The 16,043-nt window shown below is 68.1% G+C and carries 13 protein-coding genes; 2 read left to right on the plus strand and 11 right to left on the minus strand.

The features are described from left to right. Window positions 1-100: 100 nt before the first annotated feature. From ACAV_RS22705 to ACAV_RS22715, 3 genes are all read right to left on the minus strand, one after another. Window positions 101-1,558, minus strand: a complete 1,458-nt coding sequence (locus tag ACAV_RS22705) for a sensor histidine kinase (RefSeq protein WP_013596915.1) — start codon at window positions 1,556-1,558, stop codon at window positions 101-103. A gap of 31 nt (window positions 1,559-1,589) precedes the next feature. Beyond that, window positions 1,590-2,264, minus strand: coding sequence for a response regulator (locus ACAV_RS22710; protein WP_011797639.1), 675 nt, complete (start codon window positions 2,262-2,264; stop codon window positions 1,590-1,592). Window positions 2,265-2,385: 121 nt separating this feature from the next. Next, window positions 2,386-2,910: a MarR family winged helix-turn-helix transcriptional regulator gene (locus tag ACAV_RS22715; protein WP_013596916.1), complete on the minus strand. Its 525-nt coding sequence runs from the start codon at window positions 2,908-2,910 to the stop codon at window positions 2,386-2,388. A gap of 160 nt (window positions 2,911-3,070) precedes the next feature. Between ACAV_RS22715 and recA the strand changes: the two genes are divergently transcribed. Both recA and recX read left to right on the plus strand, forming a co-directional pair. After that, on the plus strand, window positions 3,071-4,135 hold the full coding sequence (gene recA / locus ACAV_RS22720; RefSeq protein WP_013596917.1) for a recombinase RecA: 1,065 nt from the start codon (window positions 3,071-3,073) through the stop codon (window positions 4,133-4,135). Between the two features lie 65 nt (window positions 4,136-4,200). Continuing rightward, window positions 4,201-4,671, plus strand: a complete 471-nt coding sequence (gene recX, locus ACAV_RS22725; RefSeq protein WP_013596918.1) for a recombination regulator RecX — start codon at window positions 4,201-4,203, stop codon at window positions 4,669-4,671. A 48-nt stretch (window positions 4,672-4,719) separates the two neighbouring features. Here the strand turns inward: recX and ACAV_RS22730 are convergent, their stop codons facing one another. The 8 genes from ACAV_RS22730 to ACAV_RS22755 all read right to left on the minus strand — a co-directional run bounded on the left by ACAV_RS22730 (window position 4,720) and on the right by ACAV_RS22755 (window position 15,942). Next, the gene (locus ACAV_RS22730; protein WP_013596919.1) at window positions 4,720-7,104 is read right to left on the minus strand and encodes a DUF1631 family protein; all 2,385 of its coding nucleotides are present in this window, start codon (window positions 7,102-7,104) and stop codon (window positions 4,720-4,722) included. Between the two features lie 152 nt (window positions 7,105-7,256). Further along, window positions 7,257-8,210 carry a protein translocase subunit SecF gene (gene secF / locus ACAV_RS22735; protein WP_013596920.1) on the minus strand — a complete coding sequence of 318 codons (954 nt, stop codon included), beginning with the start codon at window positions 8,208-8,210 and terminating at the stop codon, window positions 7,257-7,259. Window positions 8,211-8,227: 17 nt separating this feature from the next. Further along, on the minus strand, window positions 8,228-10,126 hold the full coding sequence (gene secD, locus ACAV_RS22740; RefSeq protein WP_013596921.1) for a protein translocase subunit SecD: 1,899 nt from the start codon (window positions 10,124-10,126) through the stop codon (window positions 8,228-8,230). Window positions 10,127-10,309: 183 nt separating this feature from the next. Continuing rightward, window positions 10,310-10,642, minus strand: a complete 333-nt coding sequence (gene yajC / locus ACAV_RS22745; protein WP_013596922.1) for a preprotein translocase subunit YajC — start codon at window positions 10,640-10,642, stop codon at window positions 10,310-10,312. A gap of 188 nt (window positions 10,643-10,830) precedes the next feature. After that, entirely contained in the window at window positions 10,831-11,487 is a 657-nt protein-coding gene (locus tag ACAV_RS22750; protein WP_225981637.1) for a hypothetical protein, read from the minus strand. Window positions 11,488-11,496: 9 nt separating this feature from the next. Beyond that, window positions 11,497-11,685: a hypothetical protein gene (locus ACAV_RS25160; RefSeq protein WP_225981636.1), complete on the minus strand. Its 189-nt coding sequence runs from the start codon at window positions 11,683-11,685 to the stop codon at window positions 11,497-11,499. Window positions 11,686-11,724: 39 nt separating this feature from the next. Continuing rightward, window positions 11,725-12,303 (minus strand): hypothetical protein, encoded by a 579-nt coding sequence (locus ACAV_RS24275; protein ID WP_081463147.1) that lies wholly within the window; start codon window positions 12,301-12,303, stop codon window positions 11,725-11,727. Between the two features lie 63 nt (window positions 12,304-12,366). Beyond that, window positions 12,367-15,942, minus strand: a complete 3,576-nt coding sequence (locus ACAV_RS22755; RefSeq protein ID WP_013596924.1) for an indolepyruvate ferredoxin oxidoreductase family protein — start codon at window positions 15,940-15,942, stop codon at window positions 12,367-12,369. Window positions 15,943-16,043: the final 101 nt, after the last annotated feature.

Raw genomic sequence — 16,043 nt, forward strand, 5'->3', positions numbered from 1 at the left:
GGAGCCGTGGGTGATGCAAAAGCCCGCCCGGCAACGCCCGGCGGGCTTTTGCGTGCCTGCCGCAGCTTTTCGGTGTGAGCTTTTCGGCAGGGCGACTGGCTCACGCTGGCTGCGGATCGTCCCCGGCAGCGAATCGCACCGAAAAACATGCCCCCGGTGGATTCAGGCCGGGATGGGCATCCTCCAGCCGCACCTGCGCGCCATGCTGGCGCGCGATCTCCAGCACGATGGGCAGGCCCAGGCCCGAACCGTCGGCATCGGTGCCCAGCGCCCGGTAGAAAGGGCGGAACACCAGTTCGCGCTCCGCCTCCGGCACACCGGGGCCGGAATCCTCCACCTGCAGCAGCACGATGCGGCCGAACGGATCGGCCAGCACGCGCGCGGTCACCACCCCGGGTCGGCCGCTGCTCGAAGGCGTGTAGTTGATCGCGTTGTCCAGCAGATTGCGCGCCAGCTCCTTGAGCAGGGTCGGGTTGCCGTCCACCCACACGCCGGGGTCCGCCGGCTGGGCGCCCTCGTAGCCGAGATCGATGGACTTCTCCAGCGCCCGTGGCACGCAGTCGCGCACGGCCTCGCGCACCAGGCGCGCCAGATCCACCGGCTGCCGCGCCAGCACGGCACCGCCCGCTTCCGCGCGCGCCAGCGCCAGCAGCTGGTTGACCGTGTGGGTCGCGCGCACGCTGGCGCGGCCGATCTGCTGCAGCGAGCGCTTGAGGTCTTCGGTGCTGGTTCCTTCGCGCTGCGCGAGGTCGGCCTGCATGCGCAAGCCCGCCAGCGGGGTCTTGAGCTGGTGGGCCGCGTCCGCCAGGAAGCGCTTTTGCGTGGCCAGCGAATCCTGCAGGCGCCGCAGCAGGTCGTTCACCGAATCCACGAGCGGAGCCACTTCCAGCGGCACCGCCCGGTGGTCCAGCGGGGAGAGGTCGTCCGGATCGCGTGCGCGGATGCGCTCTTCCAGCCGGTGCAGCGGCTGGATGCCGCGTGCCAGCGCGAGCCAGACCAGCAGCACGGCGAGCGGCAGGATGACGAACTGCGGGAGCATCACGCCCTTGATGATCTCGGTGGCGAGCACGCTGCGCTTTTCCCGTGTTTCCGCCACCTGCACCAGCGCGGCGGGAGCCCCCGGCACCGGCAGACGCACCCAGATGGCCGCCACGCGGATTTCGATGCCGCGCAACTCCGCGTCGCGCAGCCGCACCTGGCCGGACAGCGGGCGGTCGTCGTCGGGCGGCGGCGGCCGGGGCAGGTCGCGCTCGCCGGACAGAAACTCTCCCCGGGGGCCCAGGACCTGGTAGTAAACGATGTCGGATTCATCCGCGCGCAGGATCTCGCCCGCGGGCTGCGGCAGGTTGAACTGCGCGCGGCCGTCCTGCACCGTGACGAGTTGCGCGAGTGCGTGGGCGTTGTACTCCAGTGCCCGGTCGAAGGGCTTGTTCGCCAGCCCCTGGGCCACGAGCCAGGTCAGCGCCAGGCTCACCGGCCACAGCAGCAGCAGCGGCGTGAGCATCCAGTCGAGGATCTCCCCGAAAAGCGACCGCTGTTCGCGCTGGAAGATCTTCAAGGCACGTCGCCCGCGGCAGCAGGAGGTCGCGCTAGGCGGCGACCTTCTCCAGGCAGTAGCCCAGCCCCCGCACCGTGGCGATGCGGATCGGCCCGCGCTCGATCTTCTTGCGCAGGCGGTGGATGTACACCTCGATGGCGTTGTTGCTCACTTCCTCGCCCCACTCGCAGAGCCGCTCCACCAGTTGCTCCTTGCTCACCAGCCGCCCGGCACGCTGCAGCAGCACTTCCAGCAGGCCCAGTTCGCGGGCGGACAGCTCGACCAGCTTGCCATCGATGGTGGCCATGCGCCCTGCCTGGTCATAGACGAGCGGGCCGTGCCGGATGGTGCTGCTGGTGGCGCCCATGCCGCGGCGCGTGAGGGCGCGCACGCGCGCCTCCAGTTCCTGCAGCGAGAAGGGCTTGGCCATGTAGTCGTCGGCGCCGTAGTCCAGGCCTTTCACGCGCTCGTCGACGCTGTCGGCCGCCGTGAGGATCAGCACCGGCAGCGCCGAACCGCGGCCACGCAGCCGCTTGAGCACGTCCAGCCCATGCATGCGCGGCAGGCCGAGGTCGAGGATCAGCAGGTCGAATTCCTGCGTCGTCGCGAGCACGGTGTCGGCATCGCTGCCGCTCGCCACATGGTCCACCGCGGCGCCGGAACCCCGCAGCGTGCGCAGCAGGCCATCCGCCAGAACCTGATCGTCTTCGGCAATGAGGATGCGCATGGGCCTGTCTCCGGTGTTCTTGGGATTGCGCCGCAGCCGGTCTGGCCGGCATCCGGGCGTCCCGCCGATTCTAGGGACATCGGCCGTTGGTCGGGATGTGACGGAACGGGACGGACGCAGATCACGGCTCCCCGCCATCGCCTCCCGCATACGCCTCCAGGCCCAGCCGCACGACAGCGGCCACGGCATCGCCCACCTCCGCGCCGAATTCCGCCTCGGCCTGCGCGACCGCACTGCGGAAGGCCTGCAGCCAAGCCAGGCCCGTGGCGGTGAAACGCACCCGTCGCGCCCGCGCGTCGTGCGGGTCGGGCTCGCGCGCCACGAGGCCCCAGGCTTCGCACTGGTCCACCAGCGCGGCCATCGACTGCTTGGCCATGCCGGCGCGCGCCGCCAGGTCGGTGAGCCGGTCGCCCTGCAGCGACAGGTGGCGGGTGATGTGGATGTGGGCCGCGCTGACCTGGTCGCGGGCGGCCAGGTGCGACAGCGCCAGAGGGACCTGCACATCGTGCGCCATCAGTTCGAGCACACGCGCGTCGAAGCGGCGCATGGCATGGCCGAGCAGGCGGCCCAGGTGGGTGAGGCGCCAGGCGTCGTCCCGGGTAGCCAGGGTGGCCGACGGAGGCTGCGGATACGGGGAGAAGGCCATGCGTCAATTGTCAGGCAAACTGACCAAAAAATGCATTGTTCGGAAAGTATGACGCCCCTACACTACTGGTCAAGCATCCAGCCTGTGATTGAAGACAGCCACCCCTGGCATCGCATTCGCCGGCCTTTTCTTCCACGTTTTCCTCTTTCAGGAGCACTCCATGGACGCACCCGTCAAGAACAACGCCGCCAATAGCGAAAAGGCCAAGGCCCTGCAGGCAGCCCTCGCCCAGATCGAAAAGCAGTTCGGCAAGGGCACCATCATGCGCCTGGGCGAAGGCGAAGCCATCGAGGACATCCAGGTCGTCTCCACCGGCTCGCTGGGCCTGGACGTCGCCCTCGGCGTGGGCGGCCTGCCCCGCGGCCGCGTGATCGAGATCTACGGCCCCGAATCCTCCGGCAAGACCACGCTCACGCTGCAGGTCATCGCCGAGATGCAGAAGCAGAACGGCACCTGCGCCTTCGTCGATGCCGAGCACGCGCTCGACATCCAGTACGCCCAGAAGCTCGGCGTGCACGTGCCCGACCTGCTCATCAGCCAGCCCGACACCGGGGAGCAGGCCCTGGAAATCGTGGACAGCCTCGTGCGCTCCGGCGCCGTGGACCTGATCGTGGTGGACTCGGTCGCCGCACTGACCCCCAAGGCCGAAATCGAAGGCGAGATGGGCGACGCGCTGCCCGGCCTGCAGGCCCGCCTGATGAGCCAGGCGCTGCGCAAGCTCACCGCCACGATCAAGAAGACGAACTGCATGGTCATCTTCATCAACCAGATCCGCATGAAGATCGGCGTGATGTTCGGCAGCCCCGAGACCACCACGGGCGGCAACGCGCTGAAGTTCTACGCCTCCGTGCGCCTGGACATCCGCCGCACCGGCACGATCAAGAAGGGCGACGAGGCCATCGGAAACGAGACCAAGGTGAAGGTGGTGAAGAACAAGGTGAGCCCGCCCTTCAAGACGGCCGAGTTCGACATCCTCTTCGGCGAAGGCATCAGCCGCGAGGGCGAGATCATCGACATGGGCGTGAACGCCCGCATCATCGAGAAGAGCGGCGCCTGGTACGCCTACAACGGCGAGAAGATCGGCCAGGGCCGGGACAACGCACGCGAGTTCCTGCGCGAGAACGCCGACCTGGCCCGCGAGATCGAGAACAAGGTGCGCGACGGCCTGGGCGTCTCGCAACTGCCGCCCGTGGCAGCCGGCGCCGCTGCCGGCGACGAGGCCTGATCCACTGGGCATCCGAAGCGCCGGCCTGCCGCCTTGCGCGGCGGGCCGGCGCGGCTGCGACTCCCATGGGTCTTTCTTCCCCCCTCTCCCTCAAGGGCCGCGCGCTGCGCCTGCTGGCCCAGCGCGAGCATTCGCGCTCCGAACTGGAGGCGAAGCTTGCACGGCACGTGCAGGAGGGCGACGACCTGCACGCGGTGCTCGATGAACTCCAGGCCAGGGACTTCATCAATGCCGGCCGCGTGGCCGAATCCGTGGTGAACCGCCGCGCGGCGCGACTGGGCACGCAGCGCGTGGTGCAGGAACTGCGCGCCAAGGGGCTGGACGATGCGCTGGTGCGCGAGACGGCCGAGCGCCTGCGCGGCACCGAGGCTGCGCGCGCCCTTGCCGTCTGGCGCCAGCGCTTCGGCACGCCCCCGGAAACACCCCAGGAGCGTGCACGCCAGATGCGTTTCCTCGCGGCTCGCGGCTTCCCGGGCGACGTGGTGCGGCGCGTGGTCGGCGGCCGGATGGAGAACGACGGCGACCTGCCGGAATGAAGAAGCCACCATGTGGTCCACCCGGCAGCCGAGAACCGGCAGTCGGGGCTAACCCAGCAGCCGCTCCGGGTTCGCGTCGATCTTGGCGAGCGCATCGCGCGTAGCGCGCATCGTGAGGGCTTCCTCTTCCTGCGGCACCAGCAGGCCTGCCTGCAGGTAGGCGGCCATCCGCCGCAACTGCAACAGGTAGCTGCTACCGTCCGGCGCCGCGAAAAGATGCAGCTGCCGGCGCTCGCTGTGCCATGCGTACTGCACCTGCGCCGAGGCACCGTTGTGGTCCAGCGTGAACCACGCCCCCAGCTGCAGTTCGCGCGCCCAGGCCACCATGGCCTCGTCCACGGGCGTGCCGTTGTCCGCCGCGACGTGGATGGACGAGGCATCGATGCCCAGCATCATTTCCAGGTAGTCGGCATCGAGCGGCATGTCGCCCAGCGTGGCGTCGCTCATGTAGTCCTCGAGGTGGTCCAGTCGCCGGGCCATCGCGTCGATGTGCGCCTGCGGGATGGACGCCGTCTTGGAGAGGAAGGCGTCGGCGAGCGTGTCGGTGAGGATCTTGATGTGCACGTCCTGCGGCGCGCCGGTCACGCCCAGCAGCTCCAGGCCCTGCCGCAGCCGCTGCAGCAGGCCCGGCAGGCTCTGGATGACCTGCGCACGCTCCGCCCGCTGGGGCTTGGCGCTGGCGGCCCAAACGAGGTCGGTAGCCGCCCGCTTGAACGCCGCGGTGTCCGCATGCTGCGCGCCGCTGCGCACGGCCGACAGCGCCAGCACTTCGGCCCAGGTCTTGAACAGGAAGCTGCGGATCTCGTCGCGCACCGGCATGTCCTTGAGCAGGTTGCGCAGCTCGATGGTGTACTGGATCGCCATCGTCTCCTTCTGCTCCACCTGCTGCGCCACGCTGACGATGCGCGAGGTGGCCTGGGGCGCCGTGAGGAACCTGGAAATGAAAGCCTCGAACTCCGCGAGCACCAGCTGGAACACCCGCTGTCCGGTTTCCGGATACTGCTCGATCACCTGCACCACGCGCCGGATCTCGGCCTCCAGGGCGCTGCCCTGGATCGCCGCGGTATCGAACCCCAGGACCACGCCGCCCATGCGGTCGATGAGCTGGCGGGCGGGATGCGCCATGTCGCTGAAGAATTCCGGCTCGGCCAGGGCCACCCGCAGCACGGGAACCTGCAGCCGCGCGAACCACACGCGCACCGCGGGCGGGATGCGGTCTTCGCTCAGGATGCTCTGGAACATCAGCGCGACCACCTCGATGATGGCCTTCTCGCCCGGCGTTTCCGCCTTGGCCTTGAGCTCCGCGGTGCGCTCGCGCGCAGCGCCTGCCACCTGCACCACCGCGGCGGGGCTGTGATAGTCCAGGACCAGGGTGGCGATCTCGCTTTGGTAGAAGCTGTCGGCCATCAGCCGCTGTTCCGCGAGTGCCTGCTGGAGCGCCGCCGACGCCGGTGCCGCCGGAGCAGGAGCATCGCCCGCCATGCGCCCGGCGCCCGAGGGACTGAACGCCGCGATGGCCGGCTGCACGAGAATCCGGCGCAACTGCCCCATCACGCCCTGCGCGCGCTGGCGGGCCCGGGCCAGGGGCGAGCCGTAGGCAGCAGCCTGCGTGCCGGCGAAACCCGAAACCCCGCCCGGCATGGTCCCCATGGGCCGGGAAGGAGCGCGCAATCCACCGCCAGTGGACGGGTCCCCGGCCTGCGGCATGGCCATGCCTGCCCCCATTCCGGAGACAGGAGGGGACCCGAGCCCTCCCTGCACCGTCGTCCCGCCCGTACGGCGCACGCGCGAACGCAGGTCGTCGTCCGGTCGCACGCCCTGCTCCTCGAAGAAGCGGACCAGGGCCTCGTATTGCGCGAGCACCAGCGCACCCAGGGCGCGCTGCAGCGGCTCGAGCAGGGCCTGCAGGTCCGCGCGCAGCAGGCCGCAGGCCACCCACGGATCCACGAGATGCAGGGCCAGGACTTCGGGGCGCAGGAGGTCTCGCTCGCCGGGCTCCTCGCCTTCGAGATGCTGCAGGTGCCTGCGCACCGCGTCGAAGGCAGGGCCGGCCCGCTCCGCCACGGACAGGCCGATGCGGGACGCGAGGATCTTGTTTTCCACCACGTCGTCGCTCACCAGCTCGAGCCCTGCGAGCGAAAATCCCCCGGCGAGCGCGGCGCTGCGCGTACTGGGGAGCGTGGTGACCGCATCACGCAGCGACCGCGCCGCGCCGGCGATCCACGCACCATGGAACTGCTGGTAGCGCATCCACAGGTCGCGGCGCTCCTGCATGACGCGCTGGGTGGCCGTCAGCCCCATGAGGTGGGTGGTGAACTCCTGGAGCTCGGCGTCCAGGGCGGGCAGGCCTTCGCCCAGTCCCTCGATGAAACGCTGGCGCCCCAGGCGGGCCAGGCGCCTCGCGTTTGACGGGAAGGTGGACGAAGTCTCCATACGCCGCGGATTATGAGCGCGCTACAGGCCTGTCGGCATACGGGAATCTGCAGAGATCCAACGGACGAACCACCCCGCGGAATTCCATCGGCGCAAATGCTAACCAGGCCGCTCCCGGCCGCCCGCCGGGGGCCGGAATGTGGCGTAAAAGCTCAGACTGCGGCCCCGGCGTTGGGATCGTTGGGGTCGCCTTCCTTGCGGGCCGGAGCCTTCACCAGGTCTTCGCGCTTGATGCCCAGCCACATGGCGATGGCAGCGGCGACGAACACCGAGGAGTAGATGCCGAACAGGATGCCGATGGTCAGCGCGAGCGCGAAGTAGTGCAGGCTCGGGCCGCCGAAGAAGAACATCGACAGTACCATCGCCTCGGTGGAAGCGTGGGTGATGATCGTGCGGCTCATCGTGCTCGTGATGGCGTGGTCGATGACCTCGTGCGTGGTCATCTTGCGGTACTTGCGGAAGGCCTCGCGGATCCGGTCGAAGATCACCACGGATTCGTTCACCGAGTAGCCCAGCACCGCGAGCACGCCGGCCAGCACGGCGAGCGAGAACTCCCACTGGAAGAACGCGAAGAAGCCCAGGATGATGACCACGTCGTGCAGGTTGGCGATGATGGCCGCGACGCCGAACTTCCATTCGAAGCGGAACGCGAGGTACACCACGATGCCGACCACCACCATGGCGAGCGCCATGAGGCCGCCGTGCACGAGTTCCTCGCCCACCTGCGGACCGACGAATTCCGTGCGGCGCAGCGTGACGCCCGGGTCCTGCTCCTTGAGGGCCCCCATCACCTGCTCGCTCTGCTGAGCGGAGGTCGCCCCCTTCTGCACGGGCAGGCGGATCATCACGTCGCGCGAGGTGCCGAAGTTCTGCACGATCACGTCGGAGTATCCGAGCCGCGAAACGGCTTCGCGCACCTTGCCGGTGTCGGCCGCCTGCGTGTAGGCCACCTCCATCACGGTGCCGCCCGTGAACTCCACCGACAGGTGCAGCCCGCGCGTGAAGAGGAAGAAGACGGCCAGCGCGAAGGTGATGAAGGAGATCGCGTTGAAGACCAACGCGTGCTTCATGAAGGGGATGTCTTTTTTGATGCGGAAGAATTCCATGGCGAGTCTTCCTTCGGTCAGTTCGTCTTGGCCGGCGCGGAGGGTACCGCCGGGGTGTCGGGACCGGGCTTCCACACCTGGCCGATGGACACGCTCTTGAGCTTCTTCTTGCGGCCGTACCAGAGGTTCACCAGGCCGCGCGAGAAGAACACGGCCGAGAACATGCTGGTCAGGATGCCCAGGCAGTGCACCACGGCGAAGCCCCGCACCGGGCCCGAGCCGAAGGCCAGCAGCGCGAGGCCGGCGATGAGCGTGGTCACGTTGGAGTCGAGGATGGTCGCCCAGGCGCGCTCGTAGCCCGCATGGATGGCCGCCTGCGGCGCGACGCCCGCGCGCAGTTCCTCGCGGATGCGCTCGTTGATCAGCACGTTCGAGTCGATGGCGACGCCCAGCGCGAGCGCCATGGCGGCAATGCCGGGCAGCGTGAGGGTGGCCTGCAGCATGGACAGCACGGCGATCAGCATGAGCACGTTCACCGACAGCGCGATGGTGGAGAACACGCCGAACAGCGCGTAGTAAACGCACATGAACACGGCGATGGCCACCATGCCCCAGACCACGCTGTGGATGCCGCGGCTGATGTTGTCGGCACCCAGGCTGGGGCCGATGGTGAATTCCTCGATGATCTCCATCGGCGCGGCCAGCGAGCCGGCGCGCAGCAGCAGCGAGGTGTCGTTGGCCTCGGCCGTGGTCATGCGGCCGGAGATCTGCACGCGGCCGCCGCCGATCTCGGAGCGGATCACCGGGGCCGTCACGACCTCGCCCTTGCCCTTCTCGAAGAGCACGATGGCCATGCGCTTGCCGATGTTCTCGCGCGTGATGTCCTTGAAGATGCGCGCGCCCTTGGCGTCGAGCGTCAGGTTGACGGTCGGCTCCTGGGTCTGGCCGTCGAAGCCGGGTTGCGCGTCGGTCAGGTTCTCACCCGTCAGGATGACCTGCTTCTTGACGATGACGAACTGGCCGTTGCGGTCGGGGTAGCGCTCGCTGCCGAACGGCACCGGGCCGGAGCCGCGCTCGGCGCCGCGCGCCTCGGTGCTCTCGTCCACCATCCGCACCTCGAGCGTAGCGGTGCGGCCCAGGATGTCCTTGGCCTTGGCGGTGTCCTGCACGCCGGGCAGCTGCACGACGATGCGGTCCGTGCCCTGCTGCTGGATCACCGGCTCGGCCACGCCGAGTTCGTTGATCCGGTTGTGCAGCGTGGTCATGTTCTGCTTGAGCGCCTGGTCCTGCACCTTGCGCAGGGCCTCGGGCTTGATGGTCGCGCGCACGATCACGCCCTGCCCGTCCGGGCTGGAGGTGGCCACGAGGTCGGGGAACTGGTCGGAGATCAGGTTGCGCGTGGCCGTGGCCGCGGCCTCGTCGCGCAGGCGCACCTCGATGGTCTGGCCGTCGCGGCTGATGCCGCCGTGGCGGATGTTGCGGTCGCGCATGAAGGTGCGCAGGTCGCCCGCGAAGGACTCGGCCTTCTTGGTGAGCGCCGCCTGCATGTCCACCTGCAGCATGAAGTGCACGCCGCCGCGCAGGTCCAGGCCCAGATAGACGGGCTGCGCATGCAGCGCCGTGAGCCATGCGGGCGAACGGGAGACGAGGTTCAGCGCGACGATGTACTGCGGATCTGCCGCGTCGGGCACCAGGGCCTTCTGGATGACGTCCTTGGCCTTGAGCTGGGTGTCGGGCGTGTCGAAGCGCGCGCGCACCGAGTTGCCGTCGAGGCTCACCGCGTCGGGCGTGATGCCGGCGCCTTGCAGCGCCTCTTCGACACGCCGCTGCAGCGAGGCATCGACCTTGACCGAGGCCTTGGCCGAGGACACCTGCACCGCGGGCGCCTCGCCGAACACATTGGGCAGGGAGTACAGGATCCCCACGAGCAGCACGACCACGAGGATCGCGTACTTCCAGACCGGATAACGATTCATGATCGCGCTCTTATCATCTCAATTGACCACGGCGTGCCGCACCATCGTGCGGCGCCTGGAATGGGCGCGGCGCAGGCCAGCAGACGCCGCGCAAGGGCCGCCCCGCCGCGCTGGCGTCGTCCCCCTTCCCACGCGCAGCGCGAGAGAAGGGGGAAGCGGCGCAGCCGCTCAGGGGGTTGCCCCTCACTTCACCGTGCCTTTGGGCAGGACCTGGGACACGGAACTGCGCTGGACCTGCACTTCCACGCCCGAGGCGATCTCGATGTGCAGGAAGCCTTCGGACAGGCGCGTGACCTTGCCCAGGATGCCGCCGGCCGTCGCCACCTCGTCGCCCTTGGCGATCGCGTCGATCATGGCGCGGTGCTCCTTCTGGCGCTTCATCTGGGGCCGGATCATGATGAAGTACAGCACCACGAACATCAGCACCAGCGGCAGCATGCTCGTGAGCGAGGACATCATGCCGCCGGCGGGCGCGGCGGCCGGGGCGGTCTGGGCGAAAGCGGAAGAGATAAACACGGCTACAGGCTCCGGTGAAAAGAGGGTCGTCCGGCCCGGTCACCGGGCCGATCGTGCACGCAGAGGCGCATGGGCGCCTGCCGCAGGGCAACAGGGGATTGTATGCGGCGTGTTTCAGCGACCTGGCGGCATAACCCGCGGGCCGTTGGGTTATGCAGGGGCCGAGCCGTATCCGAGGCACGGAAGGCTCAGCGGCCAGGGATGCGCAGGCGCCTGTGCGTGAAGAAGGTATTGCCTCCCACGGTTTTGAACTCCACGAAGTCGGGCGAGGGGGCCCCGGAGTCGTCCGTCCGCCATCCAAACAGCCCTGTCGGGCTGGGATCTGGTGGCAGCGGCTCCGTTGCAGCCAAAAGCGCGGCCTCGTAAAACGCCACGTATTTCGCATGCCAGGCCGTGTTGGTGGCATCGTTGACGATGGCCATCCGGGCATCTATCAATTCCTGCTTCCCGCTGGCAATCTGCGGGTAATGCTGGAAACCGGCAAATTGCACCTGCCCTCGGTCACTGGCAGTCACGATGTCCCGGATATTTCGGGCGCCGGCCGCCATGAACTCCTTGGCGCTGCCGGAGCCCAGCCGGTTGGCGATCACCCTGCGCATCATGCGCATTCCGTCCATAGCCGCATCCGGCCCTCCAATCCCGGCCCTCGTCCACTCCTGGGGCGCAGGCATCTCTACGAGGAAGAGCCGCACCAGGAGGCCAGCATCAGACTCAGGGCCGGGCAGACGCACCACCTTCTTCACCGTGACGCTTACCAGCGCCGGCGTGATCGTCAGCACAGAGGCGCTGGCGCCGCGCTCGGACTGGAGCATGAGCTTGGCATTGCCGGCATTGCGCGCGGCCACCGTGAAACCCTACGCATCCGCTCGGCTGTTGTGCGTCGTGCCCGTGACCTCCAGCACGTTGGGGTAATCGCTCACTGCCGCCAGCGTGTAGCGCTTGTCTATCTTCTCCAGCTTGACGCGCAGAACATTGCCCTCGACGAGAGTGATCGTGCCCGGCACGGGATTGCCGTGCATGTATTTCAGGATGGCATTGGCCATGGAAACTCCCCCTCGGATATCCGCGATTTGTTTTCTGACTTATTGCTTCGGCATGGGTGGCTTGAACGCCGGTATCCGAACCGTAGTCCCTGCACGCCGGCACTGCATGAGTATTCGATCGACCCACGACCGGCTCACCAGGGATGTACTGGTGCCAACATCCGTATCCGTTGGTACGACATCGGTCTTCAGATTCACGACGCCGGTGGCATAGGCCAGCATCCGGCCCTCCGTGTCCGGGTCCATCCTGTCAGGTACGTACGATTGACCTGGTCGAACGCGGTTTATCCGATGCACGGACTCGCCTTCGTACCAGATCATGGACAGCACACTCGTGCCCGGCTCCGATGTATCGGGCCTGTCCAGCCGCCTCTGCACGAAACAGAAGGTGTTCGCATGCGATGTGCTGGCCTTTGCAGCCAAAAACGAACGCAATGCGGCCCGGCTTGGCATCCGCCGCGGATCGGGCCGAGAGAACGCCGGATCGACGGGCACGCGGGACGATTCGGATGCTGCAACCGCAGGCAGCGCAACGCCTCCCAGCGACGACGTTACCGCCAGCGACAAAGAGAGCGCCCGTGCGATGCGTGCAGGGGTATGGCGCGGAATGATTCTCATGGATAGCCGCTCCTCCGGAGGACACTATACGGCCGGCGCAGTTCCGCCGCCCCCCGGGGTCCCTCAGGCACTCTGCCGCAGCGCCACCTCCGCCGGACCGCCGCGCCACCGGGCCATGAGACCGGTCCACTGCTTGCGGGCCGCTTCCAGGTGCCGCTCCTTCACGTGGCCATACCCGCGGATCTGTTCGGGAATGCGTGCGATCTCCACGGCCAGGGGCAGGTTCTCCGCCGTGAGACCGGCCAGCAGTTCTTCGATGCAGGCGCGGTATTCCTGGATCAGCGCGCGCTCGGTGCGGCGCTCCTCGGTGCGGCCGAAGGGATCGAGCGCCGTGCCGCGCAGCCCCTTCATCTTCGCCAGCACGCCGAAGGCCTTGTGCATCCAGGGACCATAGGCCTTCTTCACCAGTTCGCCGCGCTCGTTCTTCTTCGCGGTGAGCGGCGGCGCGAGGTGATGCACCACGCGGTAGTCGCCCTCGAACATGCCGGCGATCTTCCCGGTGAAGGCGCTGTCGGTGTGCAGGCGGGCCACCTCGTATTCATCCTTATAGGCCATGAGCTTGAAGAGGTAGCGTGCCACGGCCTCGGTGAGGCGGGTGGTGGATCCGAAGCGCGCCTCGGCTTCCTGCACCTTCTGCACGAAGGCCCGGTAGGTGGCCGCGTAGGCCGCGTTCTGGTAGCCCGTGAGGAATTCCTCGCGGCGCGCGATGATCTCGGCGAGCGCGGGCTTCTTCGCGAAATGGATGACCTGCGCCGTCTGGAACAGCGCGCGCACCCCGGCCAGGTCGTGCGCACAGCGGCGGCCCCATTCGAAGGCAGCCTTGTTGTTGTCGACCTGCACGCCGTTGAGCTCCATGGCGCGCATCAGCGCGGCGCGCGACAGCGGCACGCGGCCCTTCTGCCACGCGTAGCCCAGCATCAGGGGGTTGGTGTAGATGCTGTCGCCCAGCAACTGCACCGCCACCTCCTCGGCATCGAAACTGCCCAGCAGCTCCTCGCCCACGGCCGAGGCAATGGCCGTGTCGCAGTGCTGGCCCGGGAACTGCCAGTCGGGGTTGTTCACGAAGGACGCTGTCGGCGAACCGTGGTTGTTCAGCGCCACGAAGGTGCGGCCCGGCTGCATCGCGGCCATGGTGGTCTTGAGCGAGGCGACGATGGAGTCGCAGCCGATAATGAGGTCGGCCTTGGCGGTATCGACCTTGGTCGTGTAGATGGCCTCGGGGCGGTTGGCGATCTGCACGTGGCTCCACGTGGCTCCGCCCTTCTGCGCGAGGCCGGCAGCGTCCTGGGTGATGACGCCCTTGCCTTCCAGGTGGGCGGCCATGCCCAGCAGCGAGCCGATGGTGATCACGCCCGTGCCGCCTACGCCGGCCACGACGATGCCCCAGGCGGATTCGGCCGCAGGCAGCACGGGCTCGGGCAGCGGCGGCAGCGCCGACAGGTCGCCCTTCTTCTCCTTCCTCGGCTTCCTGAGCGTGCCGCCCTCGACGGTGACGAAGCTCGGGCAGAAACCCTTCAGGCAGGAATAGTCCTTGTTGCAGGTGCTCTGGTTGATGCGGCGCTTGCGGCCGAATTCGGTCTCCAGCGGCTCCACGGACAGGCAGTTGGACTGCACGGAGCAGTCGCCGCAGCCTTCGCACACCAGTTCGTTGATGACCACCGTCTTGTCGGGGGTGGCCAGGGTGCCGCGCTTGCGGCGGCGGCGCTTCTCGGTGGCGCAGGTCTGGTCGTAGATGATGGCCGTGCAGCCGGGGATCTCGCGGAACTCCCGCTGGATGCGGTCCAGCTCGTCGCGGTGGTGCACCGCCACGCCCTCGGCGAGCGGCACACCGTCGTACTTGGCGGGCTCGTCCGTCACGATGACCAGTTTGGCCACGCCCTCGGCCTTCAGGCTGTTCATGATCTGCAGCACCGAGTGGCCCTCGGGCCGCTCGCCCACCTGCTGGCCACCGGTCATGGCCACGGCGTCGTTGTAGAGCACCTTGTAGGTGATGTTGGTCCCGGCAGCGATGCTCTGGCGGATCGCGAGCAGGCCGCTGTGGAAGTACGTGCCGTCGCCCAGGTTGGCGAAGACGTGCTTGTCCAGCGAGAACGGCTGCTGGCCCACCCAGGTCACGCCCTCGCCGCCCATCTGCGTGAAGGTGGAGGTGTTGCGGCCCGGCATCCAGTTCACCATGTAGTGGCAGCCGATGCCGGCCACGGCGCGCGAGCCCTCGGGCACGCGGGTGCTGGTGTTGTGCGGGCAGCCGCTGCAGAACCACGGCGTGCGGTCGCCCGTGTCGGCGGCGGTCTCGGCGAGCGAGCGCTCGCGTGCGTCGATCACGGACAGGCGCGCGTCCATGCGCGCCACCACGTCGTCGGACACGCCGAGCTTCTTCAGTCGCTTGGCGATCGCGCGCGCGATGATGGCGGGCGTCAGGTCGGCCTTCGGGCGCAGCAGCCAGTTCTGGCTCGGGTTGGCCATGCTCCACTCGCCGCCGGAGTTGTCTCCCTCCACCTCGTCGAACTTGCCCAGCACGTTGGGGCGCACGTCGGCGCGCCAGTTGTAGAGCTCTTCCTTGAGCTGGTATTCGATGACCTGGCGCTTCTCTTCCACCACCAGGATCTCCTGCAGGCCCTGCGCGAAATCGCGCGTGATGGTGGCCTCCAGCGGCCAGACCACGTTGACCTTGTGCACGCGGATGCCGAGCTGCCGGCAGGTGTCGTCATCCAGGCCCAGGTCGATCAGGGCCTGGCGGGTGTCGTTGTAGGCCTTGCCGCTGGCGATGATGCCGAAGCGGTCCTGCGGCCCTTCGATGACGTTGTAGTTGAGCCGGTTGGCGCGGATGTACGCGAGGGCCGCATACCACTTGTAGTCCATGAGGCGCGCTTCCTGCTCGAGCGGCGCATCGGGCCAGCGGATGTGCAGGCCGCCGGGAGGCATCGCGAAATCCTCGGGCAGCACGATGTTCACGCGGTCCGGATCGACCGAGATGCTGCTGGACGACTCGACCACTTCCTGGATGGTCTTCATGCCCGACCATACGCCCGAGAAGCGGCTCATGGCGAAGGCATGCAGGCCCATGTCCAGGATCTCCTGCACGCTGCTCGGGAAAAACACCGGCAGCCCGCAGGCCTTGAAGATGTGGTCGCTCTGGTGCGGCGCGGTGCTGCTCTTGCTGATGTGGTCATCGCCCGCGATGGCGATCACGCCGCCGTGCTTCGCCGTGCCGGCCATGTTGGCGTGCTTGAACACGTCGGAGCAGCGGTCCACCCCGGGGCCCTTGCCGTACCAGATGCCGAACACCCCGTCGTACTTCTTCTTGTCGGGATAGAGGTCCAGCTGCTGCGTGCCCCAGACGGCCGTCGCGCCCAGTTCCTCGTTCACGCCGGGCTGGAAGACGATGTGGTTCTGCGCCAGGTGCTTCCGGGCCGCCCAGAGCGCCTGGTCGTAGCCGCCCAGCGGAGAGCCCCGGTAGCCGCTGATGAAGCCGGCGGTGTTGAGCCCGGCCATGGCGTCGCGCTGGCGCTGCAGCATGGGCAGGCGCACGAGGGCCTGCACACCGCTCATGAAGGCCCGGCCCTCCGGCAGGGTGTATTTGTCATCGAGTGACACTGTTTCCAGGGCGCGGCGAATGTGCTCCGGCAGCGGTGCGTTCATGGTTGTCTCTCCATCATCGTCGGGGATGCCGCGGCCTCGTGGGCGCGGGCAGGGCGGCGCGCCCGGTGGGGCGGGCTTTGCATGCCAGTGTAGGCAGGACG

Origin of the sequence: Paracidovorax avenae ATCC 19860, from assembly GCF_000176855.2 — a bacterium.
GTDB lineage: Bacteria > Pseudomonadota > Gammaproteobacteria > Burkholderiales > Burkholderiaceae_C > Paracidovorax > Paracidovorax avenae.

What these genes read in the sequence shown, in the direction of transcription:
- ACAV_RS22730 (WP_013596919.1), bottom strand. Translation starts at nt 7,104, where the DNA reads ATGGAGACTTCGTCCACCTTCCCGTCAAACGCGAGGCGCCTGGCCCGC.
- ACAV_RS22755 (WP_013596924.1), bottom strand. Translation starts at nt 15,942, where the DNA reads ATGAACGCACCGCTGCCGGAGCACATTCGCCGCGCCCTGGAAACAGTG.
- ACAV_RS25160 (WP_225981636.1), bottom strand. Translation starts at nt 11,685, where the DNA reads ATGGCCAATGCCATCCTGAAATACATGCACGGCAATCCCGTGCCGGGC.
- ACAV_RS22715 (WP_013596916.1), bottom strand. Translation starts at nt 2,910, where the DNA reads ATGGCCTTCTCCCCGTATCCGCAGCCTCCGTCGGCCACCCTGGCTACC.
- recX (WP_013596918.1), top strand. Translation starts at nt 4,201, where the DNA reads ATGGGTCTTTCTTCCCCCCTCTCCCTCAAGGGCCGCGCGCTGCGCCTG.
- secF (WP_013596920.1), bottom strand. Translation starts at nt 8,210, where the DNA reads ATGGAATTCTTCCGCATCAAAAAAGACATCCCCTTCATGAAGCACGCG.
- secD (WP_013596921.1), bottom strand. Translation starts at nt 10,126, where the DNA reads ATGAATCGTTATCCGGTCTGGAAGTACGCGATCCTCGTGGTCGTGCTG.
- recA (WP_013596917.1), top strand. Translation starts at nt 3,071, where the DNA reads ATGGACGCACCCGTCAAGAACAACGCCGCCAATAGCGAAAAGGCCAAG.
- ACAV_RS24275 (WP_081463147.1), bottom strand. Translation starts at nt 12,303, where the DNA reads ATGAGAATCATTCCGCGCCATACCCCTGCACGCATCGCACGGGCGCTC.
- ACAV_RS22710 (WP_011797639.1), bottom strand. Translation starts at nt 2,264, where the DNA reads ATGCGCATCCTCATTGCCGAAGACGATCAGGTTCTGGCGGATGGCCTG.